Origin of the sequence: Bradyrhizobium sp. WSM2793 (genome assembly GCF_000379585.1) — a bacterium.
Lineage (GTDB): Bacteria > Pseudomonadota > Alphaproteobacteria > Rhizobiales > Xanthobacteraceae > Bradyrhizobium.
On the sequence record NZ_KB902798.1, the window covers coordinates 66,106 to 86,596 of the forward strand.

15 protein-coding genes and 3 pseudogenes are annotated in these 20,491 nt (G+C 59.5%); 13 read left to right on the plus strand and 5 right to left on the minus strand.

From position 1 onward, the window contains the following. The first annotated feature begins 58 nt into the window (after positions 1-58). Positions 59-895 (plus strand): acetoacetate decarboxylase family protein, encoded by an 837-nt coding sequence (locus A3AS_RS43950; protein ID WP_198293733.1) that lies wholly within the window; start codon positions 59-61, stop codon positions 893-895. Between the two features lie 36 nt (positions 896-931). Beyond that, entirely contained in the window at positions 932-1,726 is a 795-nt protein-coding gene (locus A3AS_RS0128430; RefSeq protein ID WP_018320902.1) for a 3-hydroxybutyrate dehydrogenase, read from the plus strand. Between the two features lie 604 nt (positions 1,727-2,330). Here the strand turns inward: A3AS_RS0128430 and pcaB are convergent. Next, a complete protein-coding gene (gene pcaB, locus A3AS_RS0128435; RefSeq protein WP_018320904.1) occupies positions 2,331-3,692 on the minus strand; it encodes a 3-carboxy-cis,cis-muconate cycloisomerase in 1,362 nt (453 codons plus the stop codon). A gap of 91 nt (positions 3,693-3,783) precedes the next feature. On the opposite strand from pcaB, the gene A3AS_RS0128440 reads away from it, so the two are divergent. Beyond that, complete coding sequence (locus A3AS_RS0128440) at positions 3,784-4,536, plus strand: GntR family transcriptional regulator (protein WP_026202459.1); 753 nt, start codon at positions 3,784-3,786, stop codon at positions 4,534-4,536. Positions 4,537-5,301: 765 nt separating this feature from the next. On the opposite strand, the gene A3AS_RS0128445 is transcribed toward A3AS_RS0128440, so the two are convergent. Further along, positions 5,302-5,778 carry an Lrp/AsnC family transcriptional regulator gene (locus A3AS_RS0128445; protein ID WP_026202460.1) on the minus strand — a complete coding sequence of 159 codons (477 nt, stop codon included), beginning with the start codon at positions 5,776-5,778 and terminating at the stop codon, positions 5,302-5,304. An 880-nt stretch (positions 5,779-6,658) separates the two neighbouring features. On the opposite strand from A3AS_RS0128445, the gene A3AS_RS0128450 reads away from it, so the two are divergent. From A3AS_RS0128450 to A3AS_RS0128470, 6 genes are all read left to right on the plus strand, one after another. After that, positions 6,659-7,828 (plus strand): M20 aminoacylase family protein, encoded by a 1,170-nt coding sequence (locus A3AS_RS0128450; RefSeq protein WP_018320907.1) that lies wholly within the window; start codon positions 6,659-6,661, stop codon positions 7,826-7,828. A gap of 44 nt (positions 7,829-7,872) precedes the next feature. Further along, entirely contained in the window at positions 7,873-8,109 is a 237-nt protein-coding gene (locus A3AS_RS47705) for a hypothetical protein (RefSeq protein ID WP_157644412.1), read from the plus strand. A 1,455-nt stretch (positions 8,110-9,564) separates the two neighbouring features. Further along, positions 9,565-10,575, plus strand: coding sequence for a sterol desaturase family protein (locus tag A3AS_RS0128455; protein WP_018320908.1), 1,011 nt, complete (start codon positions 9,565-9,567; stop codon positions 10,573-10,575). A 108-nt stretch (positions 10,576-10,683) separates the two neighbouring features. Continuing rightward, positions 10,684-11,004, plus strand: coding sequence for a Rieske 2Fe-2S domain-containing protein (locus A3AS_RS0128460; RefSeq protein ID WP_049815015.1), 321 nt, complete (start codon positions 10,684-10,686; stop codon positions 11,002-11,004). 69 nt (positions 11,005-11,073) lie between these two features. After that, on the plus strand, positions 11,074-11,907 hold the full coding sequence (locus A3AS_RS43960; RefSeq protein ID WP_018320910.1) for a TIM barrel protein: 834 nt from the start codon (positions 11,074-11,076) through the stop codon (positions 11,905-11,907). Continuing rightward, positions 11,904-13,139 (plus strand): NAD(P)/FAD-dependent oxidoreductase, encoded by a 1,236-nt coding sequence (locus A3AS_RS0128470; protein ID WP_018320911.1) that lies wholly within the window; start codon positions 11,904-11,906, stop codon positions 13,137-13,139. Before A3AS_RS43960 ends, A3AS_RS0128470 begins: the two co-directional genes overlap by 4 nt. 723 nt (positions 13,140-13,862) lie before the next feature. Here A3AS_RS0128470 and A3AS_RS47710 read toward each other — a convergent pair. Next, positions 13,863-14,101 (minus strand): annotated as a pseudogene (locus A3AS_RS47710) (IS256 family transposase); the annotation flags it as partial. Between the two features lie 243 nt (positions 14,102-14,344). Between A3AS_RS47710 and A3AS_RS50155 the strand changes: the two are divergent. Next, positions 14,345-15,568: pseudogene (locus tag A3AS_RS50155) on the plus strand (IS110 family transposase). Positions 15,569-15,899: 331 nt separating this feature from the next. Here the strand turns inward: A3AS_RS50155 and A3AS_RS45685 are convergent. After that, positions 15,900-16,485 (minus strand): annotated as a pseudogene (locus tag A3AS_RS45685) (transposase); the annotation flags it as partial. Between the two features lie 84 nt (positions 16,486-16,569). Between A3AS_RS45685 and A3AS_RS0128485 the strand changes: the two are divergent. Together A3AS_RS0128485 and A3AS_RS0128495 are read left to right on the plus strand one after the other, a co-directional pair. After that, positions 16,570-17,283, plus strand: a complete 714-nt coding sequence (locus A3AS_RS0128485) for a M24 family metallopeptidase (RefSeq protein WP_256375107.1) — start codon at positions 16,570-16,572, stop codon at positions 17,281-17,283. 871 nt (positions 17,284-18,154) lie between these two features. Continuing rightward, positions 18,155-18,886, plus strand: a complete 732-nt coding sequence (locus tag A3AS_RS0128495) for an FkbM family methyltransferase (protein WP_018320914.1) — start codon at positions 18,155-18,157, stop codon at positions 18,884-18,886. Between the two features lie 590 nt (positions 18,887-19,476). Here the strand turns inward: A3AS_RS0128495 and A3AS_RS45690 are convergent. Then, complete coding sequence (locus A3AS_RS45690; RefSeq protein ID WP_245283302.1) at positions 19,477-20,130, minus strand: plasmid pRiA4b ORF-3 family protein; 654 nt, start codon at positions 20,128-20,130, stop codon at positions 19,477-19,479. A 107-nt stretch (positions 20,131-20,237) separates the two neighbouring features. On the opposite strand from A3AS_RS45690, the gene A3AS_RS49310 reads away from it, so the two are divergent. Further along, positions 20,238-20,474: a helix-turn-helix domain-containing protein gene (locus A3AS_RS49310; protein ID WP_245283305.1), complete on the plus strand. Its 237-nt coding sequence runs from the start codon at positions 20,238-20,240 to the stop codon at positions 20,472-20,474. The last annotated feature ends 17 nt before the right edge of the window (positions 20,475-20,491 follow it).

Sequence of the window (20,491 nt, forward strand, 5' to 3'; positions counted from 1 at the left end):
CGGAAGCCCCCCGTTGGTCACGTTAGATTTTGCGTAGAGAGAAGCTGGAGGATCACCCGTGGTTCACGCCCATAAGCAGGGCCTGATGTATCGAATGCCGTATGGATTTGGGCCTACGGCAGGACCTCGTCAGGGGCCGAACAACAAGCCTTTCGACTGGTCGAGAGCGCCTCACCGGTGGCAGGCGGCAGTAAGCTTCCTCACTGACCGAGATCACCTCAATCATTTGCTGCCCCCGGGGTTCAGCCTGACCGGCGATCCCATCGTGACAGTGGAATTCCGTGTGCTGAGCGAGCTGCCTTGGCTTGCGGGGCGCGGCTATTCCATACTGAAGGTGAATTTCCCTGCAGCCTACAATGGCGAGCGCGAAAAAGCGGTCGGCAGCTTCTGCTCAGTCCTTTGGGAAAACCTCGCGGATCCAATTTTAAGCGGCCGGGAGGAGCTTGGTTTTGCAAAACTTTGGTGTGAGCTCCCGCCGCCCCGGGTTATGGGCGATCGGGTGACCTGTACGGCGTCTTGGCTGGGGCATGAGTTCGCCATCCTGGAGCTCACGGATCTCACCGAAGCCGAGCCTCGAATCCCGGCCTATCCGGGCCTTGGCGAGCATCCCAGTGACGGCACACTGCATTACAAGTACATCCCGCAAACCGGTGAGTGGGGGAAAGCTGCCGTTGCGCATGCCTGTCTGACGCCGCCGGCTGGCAACCCTATCGTCGAAAGATTGCGTGTTGGGAAGGGGCGGGTGAACTTTCGTCCCGCGACGTGGGAGCAGATGCCGACGCAGTTCCACATCGTTCAGGCCCTCTCCGCTCTGCCGATTCTGGAGCAGCGCGAGGCTTGGTGCGTCGAGATCCGCGGCGATTCGGACCTGTCGCAACAGCGCCCTCTGGCCTGACCACAGTCTCCATCAGCCAAAGAAGAAGTCCCGCCTATGCTTCACACGTCCCTTGAAGGCCGCGTCGCGCTCGTCACCGGATCGACCAGCGGTATTGGTCTAGCTATTGCCCAACGTCTTGCTCAAGATGGCGCTACGGTGTGCCTGCATGGCTTGGGCGAGGCTGCGCAGATCGAGGCAGCGATATCGGCCGCTACATCACAAATGGGGCCGCGGCCGCGACACTTCGGTGGCAATCTGACCGAGCCAGCAGCCGCTACCAGTCTCGTCGAGGAGGTCGAGGAGACTGTCGGCAGCATCGATATCCTGGTCAACAGCGCCGGAATCCAACACGTCTCCCCGATAACGGAGTTCTCGCTGGAGCGGTGGAACGCCGTACTCGCGGTCAACCTCACGGCGGCATTCCTGACCATCCAGCGCGCGCTGCCTGCGATGCTGAAGCGCAATTGGGGCCGAGTCATAAACATTGCGTCGGTTAGCGGCTATTTCGGCGTCCCACACAAGGCGGCCTACGCCGCCAGCAAGCACGGGCTACTCGGTCTGACGAAGGTGGTCTCGTCGGAGACTGCCCGAACGGGCGTAACTTGCAACGCGGTCTGCCCCGGCTGGGTTTTGACGCCGCTCGTGGAGCGACAGATCGAAGCCCGGGCGGCCCGTGATGGAGTCAGCTTCGAAACCGCCGGGACTGAGCTGGTATCGGCAAGCCATCCATCGGGCCAATTCGTGAAGCCTGAGCAGGTCGCGGGGCTCGTCTCGTTCCTGTGCACGCCAGATGCCGACGAAGTCCGCGGTGTGGGCTGGAACATGGACGGTGGCCGCCTCGCGCGCTAGCGGCGCCGTAATTCGGAGGCAAAGTGGGATACGCCATGCTGATCGTGTCCGCGGGGCGCTGTAGCGGATCGATCCGGCCCTCGAACTGACACACTGAATTACGGCGAGAGGGAGCCCATTTTTGGCAATGGTGCCGAGGATCGCAGGTCAGTAGAGTAGCGTCCGAGCAATTCATGCTTTGCTGCGCTATAGAGAAACCCACATGCTGCATGATCCGGTGCGCCGCAGTTCCATACGCGAGCAGGCCCACCTTGCGTGTGCGCTTGAAATCACCGGCGGCGATGATGCCGACCACGACGGTAAGGAAGACCAGCGCGCGATCGCCGTTTTGATCAGGCGCAGGAAGATGTCCCCGACAATCTTCAGCAGGCCGCGAAGCCCGGCCAGTTCAGTCCGACGATGATGCCCAGCACCATCCTGAATGCGACCTGAAAACCCAGATTGCGCCAGATCGGCGTCTTCCTGGGGGCGGCCTCATCCTAGTGTTGCCGACATTCGTCATTGTGGCAGCCATCGTTTCCTCGTTGCAAACATGCGTTTGCAGCGGCGCTCTGGCGGCGCCTTCGCAGGACATCTGCGGGGTGTGAATGGGCGGTCGGCTATCTCAGACAGGACGGGCCGTCGATGAGAGGCGGAGCACGCGGTCGACCATCTGGCCGGAGAGGCCGAGGTAGTTTGCAGGGTCGCAGTGGCGACGAACGGCCTCGACGCCGCCAAGCGCATCGACGATGTCGGGCACAGCCGAGAGGATGTCGGCGAGATCGCCGCCGCCTTCGATGGCCTTGCGGCAGGCGTCGTAGACGACGTCATGCGCGCGCTGCCGGCCGAGTCTGGGAGCTGCGGCCATCATCACGGCTTCGGCGACGATGAGACCGTGCGTCAGGCCGAGGTTGGCGCGCATGCAGCTTTCGTGGACGACCAGGCCCGCAAGCATGAATTTTGCGTTGGCGAGCGAGGACGCCGTGAGGAGGAAACTCTCCGGCAGCGACACCCATTCGAGATGCCAGGGACCGGTCGCGCGCTCGAAGTCGTGGATCATGCCGTCGAGCATGGTGGCGACGTGCTGCCGCACGGCCTTGGCGGCGGCGAGCATCAGCTCGCTGGAGATCGGATTGCGCTTCTGCGGCATGGTGGAGGAAGCGCCGCGCCCATGTACGAAAGGTTCGGAGAGTTCGCCGAACTCGGTCGCGCACATCAGCATTACGTCGGTAGCGATCTTGCCGAGCGTGCCGGTGACGAGACCGAGCAGCGTCACCGCTTCCGCAATGCCGTCGCGCGCCACGTGCCAGGTGATCGACGGCTGGTGCAGACCCAGCTCCTCGCAGAACAGGCGCTGCATCTCCAGACCGCCCTCGCCGACCGAGGCGAGCGTGCCGGCCGCGCCGGAGAATTCACCGAGCAAGATGCGCGGCCGCGCCTGGTCGACGCGCTCAATGTGGCGATCGATCGAGGACAGCCAGATCGCGACCTTGTAGCCGAAGGTCACGGGCAGGGCCTGCTGGAGATGGGTGCGGCCGGCCATCGGCGTGTCGCGATGCTTGCGGGCAAGGTCGGCGAGAATCTCGCGCAAATCCTTCAGATCGCGCGCAACGATGTCGAGCGCGGCGCGGATCTGGAGCACGTTGGCGGTGTCCATGATGTCCTGCGTGGTGGCGCCCCAGTGGACATAGCGGCCGGCCTCGCCGGCGGCCTCGGCAAGCTGATGGACCAGCGGCAGGATCGGGTAGCCGACGATCTCGGTTTCGTGGCGCAGCTTGTCGAAGTCGAGCTTGATCGTTTGGGATGCCGTATCAATCGCTGCCGCGGCATCCTTCGGCACGACGCCGACCCGCGCCTGGGCGCGGGCAAGCGCTGCCTCGGCCTCCAGATAGCGGCCCACTAACGCCTCGTCGGTGAACACGGCCCGCATCTCGCCCGTGCCAAACATGTCGCGGAAGAGCGCAGAATCGAAAACGGTGCTCGCCATGGACACTTCCTTACAATATGTTCGTACATAAGAATATGTACGAACATAGTGGCCGGGTCAAGAAGGCCTTACTGGGTCTGGAGCGGGTGCCGTGGAAACGAGATATGCCTTTGTTGCAAGGAAATTGACGGAAGCGATCGCCAGCGGCCGCTATGCGGTCGGATCGCTGCTCCCCAACGAACTCGACCTGGCCGCGCAGTTTTCGGTCAGCCGCTCAACCGTTCGGGCCGCCATGCGCGAGCTCCAGGCCATGGGCCTCGTCAGCCGCAAGAAGAGCGCCGGTACTCGCGTCGAGGCCACCAGCGCACAACGCGCCGGCGGCTCGTTCGCGCAGTCGCTGAGCTCGATTGAGGCGATCCAGCAGTTCGGTGTCGAAACCGAGCGCGCCATCCAGGAGATCGGAGAGGCCGTTGCCGACAATGCGCTCGCAACAAAGCTCGGCTGCAAGCCGGGAAGCCGCTGGCTACGCATCTCGAGCCTGCGGCGCGTGCCCGGGAAGCGTAGCGCGCCACCGATCTGCTGGACCGACGTCTATATCGACGCGTCGCTGTCGCAGAAGATCGCGCCACGGCTCAAGCAATATCGCGGAATCTTCGGCGACCTGATCGAGACCGTCACCGGCCGGCGCATCGTCGAGATCCAGCAGGACATCGCGGCCTGCGGACTGCCGGATCACATCGCGAGTCCGCTCGCCGCCAGACCGGGCGACCATGCGCTCGAAATCCGCAGGCAATATATCCTAAGCCCGGGCTCGCTCATCGAGATCTCCGTCAGCTATCATCCCGCCGACCGCTTTCAATATTCGACGCGGCTGACCCGGCCGGAGGCACGGACAGCCGAGTGAGCCGGTGCCTGATGCGATCAAGGCGGTAACGCGTGGCCCGGCGAGATGGCGAGCAGAGTAGCTCGGCCCTGTAATGCGACTTCTCGCGAAGCACTCTGACCTTCCCCTCCAGTTTTACCCAATGCTGGGTTCGCCCGTCGGCTGGATTTGCCCCGCAGGCGGTAGTGGCGACGGGAGCTGGCGCGGAATCTTCGGTATAGCGCAGCGGGATGGCGGTTGAAGCCGAGCTGCGAGTGTGTTGTACATCGTAGTAATCGGTCCGCTAGCGGCCTGGGCCAGTGACCTGAACAGCGTCTCATTCGCTGGAGGAATCCTGTAGCAACTCGGCGGCGTCAGTTCGATGTCTTGAGAGCTTTGTCGCGGTGCGCTTCGACCTCCCGGAGAACAAACGAACAATCCTTGTCGCAGCATGCCTCGATCGATTGTTAGCGTGTTACGCAGTGGTTACGACCCGCTGTGCGTGGAATTGAAAGCCGTTTGTCACTCTATGCTGCAATGGCGCATCCGGATTGGAGCCGTGACCAGCCGCAACACGCCTGCGCTCGACGACAACCCTGTGTCCGCTGGTGGCTAATTCGCGAACAGGATTTGAAATGAGTCCAACGCGTTACTTAAAGTTTGCTAGGAAACCAATCTGCAAAGAACTCCCTCAGCTCAAGATAGACAGCGCTATAGAGGAGGAGACCGAAAGTGCAGATTTTTGCGTTCTTTGTGAGCGACGAAAATGTGCGCAGACGCATATATCTGCGGGGTGAGATACTCGCATCAATCCTCGGACGGAGGCTCAATTGGAATGGCAAACCCTGCTTTTACCCGGTCCATTATGACCATGGTCTTGAAACCCTTGATCTCCGGGTTCTCATAGAAGAATCGCCGAGTGAACTGCTCATAATCTTCCATGCTACGCGCGGTAATGTATAGGACAAAGTCGGCGTCGCCGGTGACGAAAAACCCATTGACGACTTCAGCTGACGATTTGATGGCCTTCTTGAATCTATCGACGATATCTGAACGCTCCCGCTCCAGAGTTACCAGTACAAGCATTTGAATAGCTCTTCCCACCGCCTTCGCTGAAACGATCGAGACATCGGCCTCGATGATGCCTTCTGAGCGAAGTCTCTTCAATCGTCGTTGACAAGCGGTAGCAGAAAGCCCCGTCAGTTCGCCGATAGTCTCGGAAGTTAGACGATTGTTCTTTTGCACGATCTCGAGGATGCGAGCGTCTATTCGGTCGTATTCCATCATCGTTCCAACCTGAGGTGAGCTTCGCGAAATGCCTGTACGATGCAGGAAATCCTCCGAACGACAGGAAAGTGCGACGCAGAATACATTTATGGCAGCAGTATGCTGAGTAAACAGGCAATTTCAACAGGCGCGTGAGACTTTCAATGGCTTTTCAAACTGCTCGACACAAAAGCCCGTATGCTCGCTCTTCCTAGGAGGCAGCTCTAAAGTATGTGCCATCGCGATTTGTTGCGGGACCTCGCTTATCGACGATCGCCGGCGGGCGAGCAAAAGCACGTTTGTGCTCCATCGTCTCGTTTGCCCGGAAAATGAATTGCGGGCTCGTTGAGGTGCCGCGACCGCGATGCTGGGATTTGATCACATCATCGCGCATCGGCAGTCGTGCTCATCGCGATCACGCCCTTGACGACCGCTCCGGTTCACTTCTTGCCTCCCGCCGCATGGCCGGCGCGGCAGCCGTTCCGAATTGGTGAGATCCGTGGAATAATCAGCATGGAGTGATCGCAACTCGAATCTCGCCGTCTTCGTGCGCCATATACGATAGAGCGCAGCAATGCTGCGATTTCACTCCAAAAAACGCACGACAAGAACACAAGTGCAAGTCTAACCTCCCCAAGACCAATGGAGGTGACATATGGCCACATCAGCGATTCCTCTAACTGGTGTCTCGAGATCAAATTGCGAACGCCGGCCAGAAGGTGCTTGACGGATGGCTCGCGCCGGCCTTGACGCGCGCACCGGCCAACCATTTTGTTCGAAAGTGGCTACCTGCTTTGGATTAGGGAGCTCGTCATCGTGACGGAGCCCAGCGCGGAAATACTTAGCAGTGCACCCGCACACCTCTATCGAGTGTGATTTCGTAAGATTGAGAGCAGACATGCGCAGCATTGAAACTTTTCGGGATCTGCAGACCGAGGCAGCCGCGTGGCGCCGCTACCTCCATGAAAACCCCGAACTCGATTATCGAGTGCACAACACGGCGAGGTTCGTGACCGAGAAACTGGCTTCGTTCGGTATCAATCATATTGAAACCGGGATAGCTGAAACGGGTATTGTCGCGTTGATCCTGGGCGAAGGCGGAGACGGGCCGACGATCGGGTTGAGGGCTGACATGGATGCCTTGCCAATCCTTGAGGCATCAAACAAACCCTGGTCGTCGAAAATACCTGGCAAGATGCACGCGTGCGGGCATGACGGCCATACGGCCATGCTGCTCGGCGCCGCGAAATACCTTGCGAGTACCCGTAACTTCAAGGGCTCTGTCGCCCTGATATTTCAGCCCGCGGAGGAAGTGGAATTGCCATCAGGTGGCCTAAGGATGGTCCAGGAAGGAATCATGGATCGTTTTGGCATCTCCCAGGTTTTTGGGATGCACAACTCGCCTGGCATGGAGGTCGGCAAGTTTGGCATTTGCGACGGCCCGATCTTGGGTTCGCAGGACGATTTCGACATTGTCGTGAAAGGTAAGGGCGGTCATGCGGCCAAGCCGCATGAAGCCATCGATCCGGTCGTCATTGCAGCACAGATCATCATCGGCTTGCAAACCTTGGTCTCGCGGAACACGAACCCGATCGAGGCGCTCGTGATCTCCGTGACAAAGTTTAACGCCGCTCAGGCCTACAATATCATTCCTGATCGCGTTGAAATGGCCGGCACCGTCAGAACCCTGGTACCCGTTCTGCGGGACTTTGCCGAACGGCAGATTCTTGCGGCCGCCCAAGGCATTGCACGCGGATTTGGCGCGGACGTCGAGTTCAAGTACCGTCGATCTGTCCCCGTTACCTTCAACCACACGGAGGAAACTAATCTGGCGATCAAGGTGGCTCGCGATCTCGTGGGGCCTGTCTGCGTGGACAATAAAATCAAACCGCGGATAGGCGCGGAGGATTTTTCCTACATGCTTGAGGCCCGGCCCGGCGCTTTCATTCTCCTTGGCAATGGATCAACCTCTGGCCTGCACCACCCGGCATATGATTTCAACGACGAAGCTCTGCCTTATGGCATCGGCTATTGGGTGAACTTAGTTGAGACGGCACTGGCTGTCTGAAACTTTCGCCGGGCTAGTGCTGTCAGAGCCGGGCGAGCGCGATCTTGATCCGCATTTTGCGGAATAGCGGACCAAGCGGGCCGATCCCGCCACATGCAGCCCACACTGCTGCGGCGATCTGCGTTTCGATTCGCGGTTTGCAACGCTTCGCCGGCCGCACCAATATAAACTTTGGCTATCAGGCGCCGCAGCTGCCTGGCCTCGACTGGCAGCATTCCGACTCCCCGATGAGTCTGTTGGCGGTTGATGATCTCGGTTGCGAGCCGGTATCGGCTATTTAAAGCTTTTTGTTGCCGCAAGCTGCAGCTCCAGCGTTGTCGAAAAAAGGATACAGGGAGCGGCCGGCGCCCTGAATGTCACGATCGAGATGTCCTCTTCGACGACATCGGTCGCGCATAGCCACTTCCGGCGCCGCTGCACCGCGATCTACGACTCGTCGACATCCCGATGAGCTGCCGAAATATCAGCTGTCGCCTCAGAGCGCCTTACCGATCGCGACATTGCGACCCCATTCCCGGAAAACCGGGCGGTGCACCTTCATAATTCTGGCTCTCGACCTGCCTGTAAGCTCGAATGCTCGGCATGCGCACGGCAGCAACGGGTCCAAGCACATTGTGCTTTGCGCAGACCTGTCCCCGCGATGAACAGCGCGATGATCTTCGGGCTTTGACAGCGATGCGTCCATGGCGGGAAACCCCAGATCGCCTGTCGTGCCGTGGTCGGGCAGCTCCAGCGAATAAACGCTCCATCGAATAAAAAACTTCGCATATCCCGCTCAAACGCAGAATTTCGACCACCCGAGGCCTACATTCGGAGAATGTGGCTCTTGGAGCAATCAATGTCGCCACCATTGATCCGGCGGGTGCTCGGATCATTCGCAAGGATTGATTTCGCACGCCATGTACGGTCCCATGAAGACGCCGCGGTCACTGGACCTGATGGTGAGCTGCCAGCAGACCTCGCCGTGCTTGCTTACGCCAAGCCAAGTCCGGCAGCTCTCAGCCAAACAGAGGATCGTGACTTGCCCCACTAAGGCAGTCCTGCCCCAACACAGAAGGTGGATTTATCGTGAACGGCTTTGAGCGTCCTGACCTGAATGGAGCGCCGCCGGATTGGTGCGACTGCAGGAAAGCTTCTGTGGTGCATAGCGATTAAGTGCTTGCGGGTGTAGCCTTTCTGCAGGCAAGTCCACCAATCGACGCGGGGGCTGAGTCGAGCCGCACTCAGGGTATTTTGTTGGTGCGTGCTGGCGTTGATGACCTCGGCCAAGTGGGGGCGCTTTCTCCATTTAGATTGAAGCAGCGCGGTCGCGAAATTTGCAAATGTTCGCGGTTCCAAGCGGTTGCACTTGCGGAGCACACGATGATGTTCGTGCTTGCGCTCGCATATCGATCAGCCGTGCCTACACAATCGTACGATGGAGTAATTGGATTTGGACATCGGGAGTCGCATTCCTAAACACTCAACGGCATTCGACATGCACGTTCTCGGGGGCACCACGATAAAGAGAAGCCGGTGGAAGGCTCTCCGCTCGGCTTGAGATCCGATACAAAGTCGCCTCATTTTGCAGAATTGCTGCAATCTGAACGGGTTTTTGGCGTCGTCAGGCGCCGCTCTCTGCTAACCTGACAAACAGCATGGCGTGCAATGCGGGAGGAGGAGCTTGCCGAGTTCGTTGACCAGCCACCATCCGGATGGGGCAGCACGACCCGCGCATGTCGATTTAGGAGAAAGATATGGCTGACACGAAACACGGCGCCCGTGATAGACGGGGGTACTGGACACCTAACAGACGGCCGAAGCGCGCGCCGGTCTTCGTCTGGCCGGCCCAGCCGAAGAAATTCCTAACCTGGCTGTTCGGCTATCCGGGGTTTCTGTGGCCCTGGAATTCACTCTATTTTGCAATCTCGCTCGTTGCGTGGATCTATCTGACGCCTTCGCTGAATACGATGCGGGAGTTCAGCGCCGGTTGGATCTCACTCATCCTCCTCCGCAATGTGGCGCTGGCACTTCTGGTCTATGGCGGCTTCCATACCGTGCTCTACATCCAGCGACGTCAGCAGACCGACTTCAAATACAATGCTAAATGGCCCGACACGGACAATCCGGCGTTCATGTTTGGAAACCAGACCGCCGAGAACGTGTTCTGGACGATGTGCAGCGGCGTACCTGTGTGGACGGCCTACGAGGTGTTCACCTGGTGGATGTTCGCCAATGGTTACATCCCTTATGTCGATCTTGGACAGCATCCGGCCTATTTCATCGCGCTTTTACTGCTCGGGAAGATGTGGGCGACCTTGCACTTCTATTTGATCCACCGCCTAATCCACGTCGGACCGCTCTACCACATCATCCACAAGGTGCATCATAACAACGTTAATCCGGGTCCCTGGTCTGGCTTGTCGATGCACACTTTTGAGCACATCATCTACTTCTCTAGCGTGCTGATCTGTTTCGTCGTGCCCTCGCACCCGCTGCACGCAATGTTCCAACTTATGGGTAAGGCGCTGAGCCCAGCGCGGGGTCATCTCGGCTTCCATCACATCGTGACGGGCGACGGGAAGTTCATCGACACCGATGAATACATGCATTACCTGCATCACAAGTACTTTGAGGTGAACTATGGTGACCAGATGATCCCGTTTGATGAGTGGTTCGGCACGGCACATGACGGTTCGCCGGAGGCCGACGTGGCGATGTATGAGCGGATCAAGGCAAAGAAGTACGCGCGCGGCGGGTCGCATTGATGGTGAAAATGCTGGTGGTTATGCCCGTCGGTAGCGCCAAGTCCAGCATCAGATATACCGAGCTGTCGAGGTCGACGCTATCGAAGGCCGGAATTAAAAGAGGCTAAATTGATTGCCGCAGAAGAATGGGTGGCGGCCTGCGCCGCCGATGCATTGGGGCCCGAAGAGGCGCTTCGCTTCGACCACGGAGGACGCACGTTTGTGATTGTTCGCTCACCGGAGGGCCACTACTTCGCGATTGACGGCCACTGCTCTCACGAGAAGGTTCATCTCGCGGAAGGCATTGTCGATGGCCAAATCATTGAATGCCCTAAGCACTTCGGAACCTTCGACTACCGAACTGGCGAGGCTCGCGCTCTGCCCGCATGCATCGACCTGCGCAGCTATGAGGTCAAGCTAGAGGGCGACACCGTCTTGATCAAGATCTGAGCGGGGCCAGCGCAGGGAGACAGGATCGTGTCGAAGCAGAGTCTGATTGTGCTGCAGTCACTCTGGGCAATGGAGCGGCGCCATCCCGACGGAGTTGAGCACTCGATCGAGCTTAACCTGACGAGGATTATGGAAGCCGGGTTCGATGGCGTTAGCACGTCATGCACGGATCCCGCGCATGTTGCCCTGATCGCGCGTGCCCTCGCTGGTAGTGGGCTCGCGGTCGAGGGTATGTGCTTCCCACAGACGGTTGATGACCTGAAAGCCGCCATTGATCTCGGCCAGCAACTCGGCGCCTTGTATCTCAACGTGCAGCCCGACGTCCGCCCGCGCCGCGTCGAGGACTGCGTCCCGCTGCTGGAAGGCTGGATCAGGGTGGCACGAGAGGCGGGGTTGCCGATCTATTTCGAGACGCATCGGAACAGGATGACGACGGACCTCCTGTTTACACTCGATCTCCTCGACGCGGTTCCTGAGATGCGCATCCTGGCGGACCTCTCGCACGTATTGCTCGGCCGTGAATTCTGGTACCCGATCTCGGACGAGGACGAAGCCCTGGTGCGGCAGGTGCTCGGTCGGACATGGGCGTTTCACGGCCGCGTCGCATCCCGTGAGCAGATACAGGTTGAGATCACGTTCCCACAGCATAAGGTTTGGCTCGACCTATTCCTGCGATGGTGGGAATACGGCTTCAGAAGCTGGCGAAAGCGTGCGGGTGCAGATGCGCTTCTCTCTTTCACATGCGAACTTGGCCCACGGCCGTATGCGATTACTGATCGCGAGGGTAACGACACCACCGACCGCTGGGAGGAAGCTCTGTTGATCAAGTCTCTAGTGCGCGACGTGTTTGAGCGTACGGCTGTTGATACGCAACCGTTTTTCGATCAAGGTTCGGTCGCTTGAGTAACGAACCCGCAATAGTGATCGTCGGAGCGGGCGAGGCCGGCACGGCAGCCGCGATCGGCCTGCGCGAGGGCGGCTGGCGGGGCCTTGTTGTCCTGATCGGCAACGAAACTGTGCTGCCATATGAGCGGCCGCCCCTGTCCAAAGCGGTCCTGATCGAGGAGGCGGACCCCGGACCAAAGCTGCTCGTCTCGCCCGAGCGCTTAGCGGAGTTAAGAATCGACTATCTCCAAGGGCGCAACGTTGCCTCGATAGAACGCGCGGCACACATGGTCACACTCTCGGACGGGGCGCGGCTGGCTTACGAGCGACTGTTGCTTGCCACCGGGGGCCGCCCTCGAAAATTGAGCATCCCGGCGGCCTCAGGAAGCAGAATAGCGACGCTGCGCACGTATGCGGACGCATTGGCTATTCGCCGCATCATTGGCGGAGGATGCGAGTTGGTCATTATCGGCGGCGGCTTCATCGGGCTGGAGGTTGCCGCAAGCGCGGTGTCGAGAGGCGCTTCGGTAACCGTGGTCGAGGCCGGACCGCGGCTGCTGATGCGGGCAGTCCCAGCGCCGATGGCCGAACTTATCAAGGCCAAGCACGCGCGTTCGGGCGTGCGCATCGAGACCGGCGCCATGGTCGAGCGTATCGACGTTAACGAAGGACGCTCCAAGGTCGTGCTCGCGGGCGGCCGCACTCATCTCGCCGATTTGGTGGTCGTTGGGGTGGGGGTCGTGCCGAACGTCGAACTCGGGCAGGCGGCGGGGCTCGCCGTCGACAACGGCATCATGCTAGACGAGACGCTGGCTACCTCGGATCCGCACGTCTTCGCGGCAGGCGACTGCTGTTCGTTTCCGCATCGCCTCTACGGCAAGCGGATCAGGCTGGAGGCATGGCGCAACGCGCAGCAACAGGGTGCGGCGGCCGCAGCCAACATATTGGGCGCGAACCGCCCCTACGAGACCGTGCCGTGGTTCTGGTCGGATCAATACGACGAGACGCTCCAAATCGCCGGTCTCTGTCGTGAAGAAGACGTCCCGGTAGCGAGAAACCTCGGCGGGAAGGGCCAGCTCTTCTTCTACCTGGCCAGTGACGGACGCCTGGTCGCCGCATGCGGCTTCGGCAGCCTGGGCGCCATCGCGAAGGAAATACGCTTCGCCGAGATGATGATCGGCAGGCGGCTTGCTCCAAAGGCTGAGGCGCTCGCAGACCCGGCGGTTAATATGAAATCTCTACTGGTTTAGGATCAAGTTCCGCGTTGCGGCGAGTTTTGTATTCGGCCGCGTTGAGGGCGAGGCCGCGCGGCACCGACCACAGCCGCGCATTCAGGCACGTCCTCCCTCCAGCGCGACGACTGGATCACGCCATGACAAGTCTTAAGGTGGGGCTTCCTGCAAGCCCTGCTGCGATTCTGATTGCCGTCCGAGCTGCATACGCAGTCATCCGGGTCAGTTTCCTGGAAAGGGAATCATTGCCGCAACTCTCATTTGCCGATGATCGTGCCCGGCGTGATTCTCGCGATCCCGCTCTAGGCTCTCTATGGCTGCTTGGTTTGATCGGAGCTGCAACAGGGCTTGCTCTGGCTCACATCATTCTCGCACTATGACAGTTTCGGCGGGCGTGAAAGGCACACATGAAACGCCCTGACCGAGGGCGCGGGTTCTGTACGCGCCTTCTGGAAGGTCACGCTGCCTGTCCTGGCGTCCTTGCAATCATTTCGGCTGCCTTACTCGCGTTCCCCACTTCATTCGACGACGTGGTTCGGCGCTCTTTCTTTCGGGCACAAGCGCGATCGCGCGGCAGGCCTACACCGTTGCATATTATCACACGTATGCGGTGGACAGGACCGAAGAGCTGGCCGCCCTAGGGGATCTTCTCGTGCGAATGGCGCCCGGTAAGCCTTTCTTTGAGCCTTCCGATCAGACGCCAACGGAGCTATCGTCAACTTTTGGTGATGGCGGGGCCGGTCAGGCGACGGCTGTTATGGGCTGACGGTCGGTCGGCTCGGCGATGACCTCGATCCCGCCAATGTCACATCAAGAATGAGTTTTGGCAACTGGTTGTGGCCATCGAGAAGGCGCCAGCTTTTCTGTGCGCCCTCGAGCAGTTTGAAGATCATGACGAGCGCGGCCCCGTTCGACAGACATCCCTGCGATCGGATGGTGCGGTGGCGCTCGTTGGCGAAGGTGCTTTTGATGGGCTTGGTAACCGGTATGAGAGTTCTCGGTGTCAACGTTTCGCTGCGGTGTTCTACATCGTGGCGTATGGTGCGACCATCGGGACAGAGGCACCGGGAGCACGATGTGCGGGCAGGCCGATGCACACGATGAGCCGAGAGCTCGAGTTAGTAGCTGGGCGCCTCTGCGACTCGCCCGGTTGCGCCGAGAGCGCGAATCCGTAGTTGTCGTGTCGCCCGCAGCTCCCGTCATGTGTCTGGCAGGACGTGCGAATGCGACAGGTAATTGGCATTGATGTCCACCGAACCTTCGGGAAGTGGTACTTTGGGAGAACGGCAGGCTCCGACATGCGGGCCGCATTGATATGACGCGGACTGCGCTGGAGGGATTTGGCAAGACCTGCTGGCCAGTGATGAGCTGGTGATCGAGGCGACTGGCAACAGCATGGCGGTCTCGCGAGTGCTGGCGCCATTCGTGGCGCGGGTGATTTTCGCCAATCCGTTGCAGAAGGTGATCGCCCAGGCTCACGTCAAGACCGACAAGATCGATGCCGGCACGTTCGCCAGTCTGCAGGCGGCGGGATACCTGCCGGGGATCTGGACGCCTGACGCGGAGACCGAGCGCAAGCGCAGAATAGTGGCGCGGCCCTACCAGATCGTGCGGCATCGCGCGCGGCTGAAGAACGAGGTGCATTCCTGTACGCACACCTGATCCCGAAGTGCCCACATGCCGATCTTTTCAACGCTCGCGGCTGGGCGTGGTTGGCCGCTCAACAGCTGCCGGACGATGAGAGAGCGGCCATCGCTCGGCACGTCCGCAGCTTGACCGGCTGGCGAAAGACCTGGCCATGCTCGACCGCGAGATCGCGCAGGACGCAATCGAGGATTCCGCGGTCAACACTGATGACGATCGCCGGCGTGAATCTGGCGGTCGCGGCCGGGATCGTGGCGGCGATCGGCGGCATCAGCCGGTTTAACGGCCCGCAGAAGCTGGTGAGCTATTTCGGGCTGAACCCGCGGTTGCGGCAGTCGGAACTAGGAGCGGCCCATCACGGTCGCATCAGCAAGATCGGCCGCAGTCACGCGCGCGCCATGCTGGTCGAGGCGGCCTGGGCAGCGGCAAAGGCGGCCGGTCCAATGCGTGCTTCTTTCGTGCGAATCCACGCCCGGCGTGGCCATCAGATCGCCGCGGTAGCCGTGGCTCGCAAGCTCACTGTGCTTTGCTGGCATTTGTTGACGAAGGGCGAGGATTATCTGTGCGCACGCCCAGCGCTGGTCGTCAACAAGACGCGCGCGATGCAACTTCAAGCCGGACATCCGCAACAGAAGGGCAGCTGGCGTGGACCAGCCTATGCCTACAACATCAAGGTGCTGCGCGACCGCGAGATGTTGATTGCCGCCCAGGCGGAGCAAAGCTACGAACGATTCGTGGCGCAGTGGAAACCGCGGCGGCCAAAAACCGGCGCGCGGGCGCCTCAGCTCGGCAGGACAAAATAGGCAGTCCGGTGACGCTTGCGGCGGACGCGTCACACTTCGCCACGAGGTCGCCCGCGCCCGACAACCATAATCGCCGCTGATGGCAAATTCCAGCCATACCAGGAGTGCAGTCCCGTTCCACGGCAGCGTACTGCCGTGCTCGGGCCGGTCAAAGCCAAGCCTTGCGGTGGGCGGCAAATGCGACCAGCTTTTGACCCCCCTGCGCGCGCCGGCTGCGAGATCGATGGCCGGGACGGAAGAATGGCCCGCAGGGCGGCCGAACAAAAGAATGGACTGGCAGCGATCTCCGCAATCGTCATCTCGGTCACTAAAGAAATCGCTAATCCGTCTCATCAGTCGCTCGCAAGTGTTTTCTAGTGCTCGGCCGGGAAGTCGTAGAAAGCGAGCAGCGTGTCTCGATCCTTGCTCAGGCAGTCGGCCGCTTTCTCGTATCTCAGCGCGTAGCTCTCGATGAAGGGCGTCGAACGTCAGCTCGGTGGCGACCTTCGTTTCAGCCATCCAGATCTCCCGCAACGCGTGGCCTTCGGCTGCTGCCTCATCGGCGGCCTTCCAGAACCCGAGCACGCCATCGGCGATGGCGAGCCGCGGCGGCACGTCGAGCCCGCGTCGCTTTAGGTCCAGCAGCAGATCGCGCCAGTCCTGCGCGCTCTCGCGGGCGCCATCGATAAAACCGACCAGTTCCTTGCGGCCTTCCGGTGTCGCGCCGATCAGCACCAGGATGCACTGCCTTTCGTCTTCGAGGCGTGCTTGGAGATGGATGCCATTGGCCCAGAGGTAGACGTAGCGCTTCGCCGACAGATCGCGCCTCTGCCACGCGGTGTGTTCGTCAAGCCAACCGTCCTTCAGACGGCCGATGGCTGATGCCGACAATCCTTGCCGAGCAGCGCCGCCAGAGCCTCGGAGACCGAGGTTGAGGACTTGCTCATGTGGCGGACACGTTGCCCACGGGGCGAACGTCGTAGCTTGGGGCCGTTCGGACACACCTTTTACTTCTAATTCGTATTGTATGCCGATGTGTCTCGGAAGCATTTGATAATATGTTCCCAAAATTGCGTCGCCGCATGACGGAGCGAGAGGTTTGCCGCATCTTCGAGCTTGAATGCTTCACTCGCGGTGTCGACAAGATGCCCAGGATAACGGCAGTCTCCGGGCGCGGGGGCTATACGCGTCCTTACGGCGTCCCGGCAGATAAGGTTCTCTCTGAGGGAGATCTGCTGTTTATCGATGCCGGCTGTTTGTTCAATCTTTATTGGAGCGACTTCAATCGGCACTTTGCCTTCGGTGCACCCGGTCCGCATACCCAAGATGCTTATCAAGTCGTTTGGAACGGGATGGAGGCGGGAATTGCCGCAGTGAAACCAGGCAGGCCGATTTGCGATATTAGGACAGCGATGTCAGATGTACTAAACAGCCCAGAGAATCGAGGCAAAGCGAGCACAATCGGACGAATGGGTCACTCGATGGGTCTGTGGATGCCAGAGCTGCCATCGGTCCATCCCAAAGATAGGACCATTCTTAAACGCATGATCGTCAACATTGAACCAAGCACCACTTATCCATCATATTTCGATGGCTCGCCGAAGTTGATGGTCCACGAAGATGTTGTTGTCGTGATCGAAGATGGGGCGCAATTGCTTAAGTCTGTGCTTCTCGAACGATACCGGTCGTCGTTTGAGAGGGCGCTAGCGCCTGAATACGATATCCTCAAGCGGTAGGATGGATACGTGCTGGGCACTTGCGCAAGCCACGTCGTCTCTCATTTCTCTCCGGGCACGACAGGAATGGTGCGCACCCCGCACCATTCCCGTTGATTCTCGTGCCACTGTGAAAAGCGGTCACGATGGTGCCTGGGTCTACAGCGCGGCGGGCGCCCGCACGAACAGCTGTATCGGTAAGGTCATTCGGCAGCGCGGCTTCGTTCACTTCTGTATGTCGATATCGTTCTGCGATACAGTGCTAGGCACGAGGATTGATGGAGCTCGCCTCAAGCATCTCGGCCTAGCCGATCCGTATGCCATTGCATCTGCCATTCGGCAGGTGAGGCTATCGGACCGAACTCAGCCAAACCGAGCGCGCGAACCGAGTGGGGGGGCTCGGCACCGACGTCGCCCAGTTTGGCGGATCAAGGAATCCGGGCTCGGTCGCGAGGGCGCACTCTACGGGTATCATCGAAATCAAGTCCATGCTTATGGAGCAATTCCTATTTAGCGATAGACCTCCGCCGCTGACCCGAGTGGTCCTAACTGCGTGATGGTCTTTGGCACACAACCGCTGAGCGCCTCAATGTGAGATCGTCATACCGCAATTCGTCCTTAATCAGATGTTCGAGTTTGGTAGAGGGGTGGACATCATCTTGAACTCTTTGTCCATTACGCGTGTCAGGTTGATGGCCTCGATGTCGCGAAGCTGACAAAGTGTCGCGGCCGGCCAGCCAGCGGGCATGCTGGGACGCATGTGGGTTTCACTGCCTAAGCAAGCGCGCACAGCATTCCACACGTGGCACGCCGATTGCTGAGATGACGAGCAGGGCAGAACCAGTCGTGGCGGCTCGCGCCCAAGGCCGCAGCTTACAATGGAGGTGAACTTATGTTTTACGACATTGAGAACCAGTGCATACTCCGGGAGATCGACAGGCTCAATCTTCCGCGGTCTCACTCTCGGATCAAGCGTTTCGCAATGGCTAGCTATGCACACGCCGGAGAAGACGTTATTGTGGAAGGGCTCTTGGAGGCAAGACTCTGCAAAACCCAAAGATCCTGGGCCAGTGTGTTCTATGTTGAGATCGGGGCCAATCACCCCATCTCTAGCTCGAATACCTACCTTCTGTACCAAAGAGGCGCACGAGGTATTTTAGTTGAACCCAATCCTGAATTGGGAGAACTGATCCGAACTGCGCGTCCGAACGACGTTCTCGTGCCGTCTGCTGTCTTGCCTGCTCCACAGGTGTCTGCCAAGTTCTTCATAGGAAACGCTCATGAGCTTTCGTCTCTAGATGAAGCACATATTAGAAGTTTCGACGACCTCGACGGCATAGGAGGTATCCGAAAACATATCGAGGTGAGCGCTCTCAGCATCAATGAGCTATTGATCCCCTATGCCAACAAGGTCGATTACTTGTCGATCGATTGCGAAGGACTGGATCACGATCTCATTAAGGCTATTGACTACGAGCGCATCAGACCTGCTATCGTCCAGTGCGAGCCAAGTGAGCATTTTCTAAAGGGCAACAGGGCTAGGATCATCAATTTGATGGAATGCAGATCATACCGGCTTACTGCAATCACTCACCACAACGTCATCTTCGAGCGATTGACGTAATGCAACCGCCCAAATCAACAAGATGAACATATATCAAGCACGGCCATTGGGGGCGGCCCTCAGAGATATATTCCGGGGGCAATTGGGGATGGCAGCCGAGCGGGGGCGTCCACTGCTGCAAGTCTCCCCTTTGCATTTGATCCTGAACGATTGTGTGTTGTCAGGCGAATGCCAGTAGCCTTCTGAGCAGCGCATCCTAAACGACCATACATCTGGCGCTTCCCTGAGGCGGTTGATCTGCCCCTCGACGGCGCTGGTGCTCCAGAGTTGGGTAGTGTCTGCCCGAAAAGCCGCCACGGCAGATGCTTTCCGCAAATCGAGCCAGACACTGCTCGAAGTATCCTCGTCGATTTCTCAACTCTGCAAGACTCGCGTAGTCGGCAAGCGGCAAAGAGACCCCATCTGGCGGAGTGGATGAGCGATCAGTTATCGGCTGCGGAGTCTGTGAGCCGATGTGAGCGTCTATGTCGGCGCCTAGTTCTGAAACTAGAACCTTCCATATGATCGAAGCGGTAGCCGAGCGTCTTGAGGTATGCATCCGGCGTAGACCGTAAGCGTGGCTCTGCGGCCCTTTTGATTGGGCTTGACGTCTATTTTGATCGCAGCTTGTGCCTGCGTGGCTTCCACTTTTCGGACAATGCGTTGACGGCGGCCTCGAGCGCAGTCCGATCGATGACGTTGGGATCGAACTGTTCTGGCCCCCAGAGGCGCATATTTTCATGTTCCGGATGGGTAGGGTCGCCGATGGCATCGAGGTAGTCGGCATACCCGGGCGCACCTCCAACATCCTCTGGAGGGCAGCGGCCGACGGCATCGAGCAAGAGTGGAAGACCGTCCGTTGGCGTGTTGTCGAACCATTTTTCGAGCTTGATCACATGGTCCCAGCTGTCGCCGAAGTCATAGAGATAATGGATCGTCTTGGCGCCGGTCTCTTGAACGATATCGCAGAGCCGCGCCTTGCGAGCATCGATGGGCTGGGGGCCAAAATCACCATCGGGATCAGGGATGCCCCAATGTTCTTCGCCAGCGAGGAACTCGAAGAGATGGCTATCCGTCCAGCCAAACGCCGCCTGAAGCGTCAGATGCAGCCGATCAAGACGCAGGGTCACCGGTACGACGAGGCATTGCCGATTCCGAGATGATGGTGCGCAGCGTACCGAGTTGATGGCGCGCAGGGTTCCGAAATGATCGCGCGCAGCATTCCGAGCATTGTCCGCGCAGCATTCCGATTTGATTGCGCGCACTTTCGGATGGTGTGAGGCCCGATCGTTGGGCCATTTCTCCGGCTGGAAGCAGCTGGGAGGATTGGATGCCGACGAGGAGGGTTATCATGCGCCAGGTGCGCGAGATTATGAGGCTGAGCCTTGAGGCTGGGCTCTCGACGCGCGTGGTTGGCGAGCGCGTCGGCATCGGGCCGACGACGGTACGTGACACACTGAAGCGGTTTGGGCGCGCGGGTCTGGTATGGCCAGTCCCGGAAGCGATAAGCGACGCCGAGCTAGAGCAACGGCTGTACGGGGTGCCCGGCGTGAAGCCGGGTCGCCGCAGGTGGCAGAGCCTGACTGGTCCGTTATTGCCCGCGAGCTAAGGCGCAAGCATGTGACC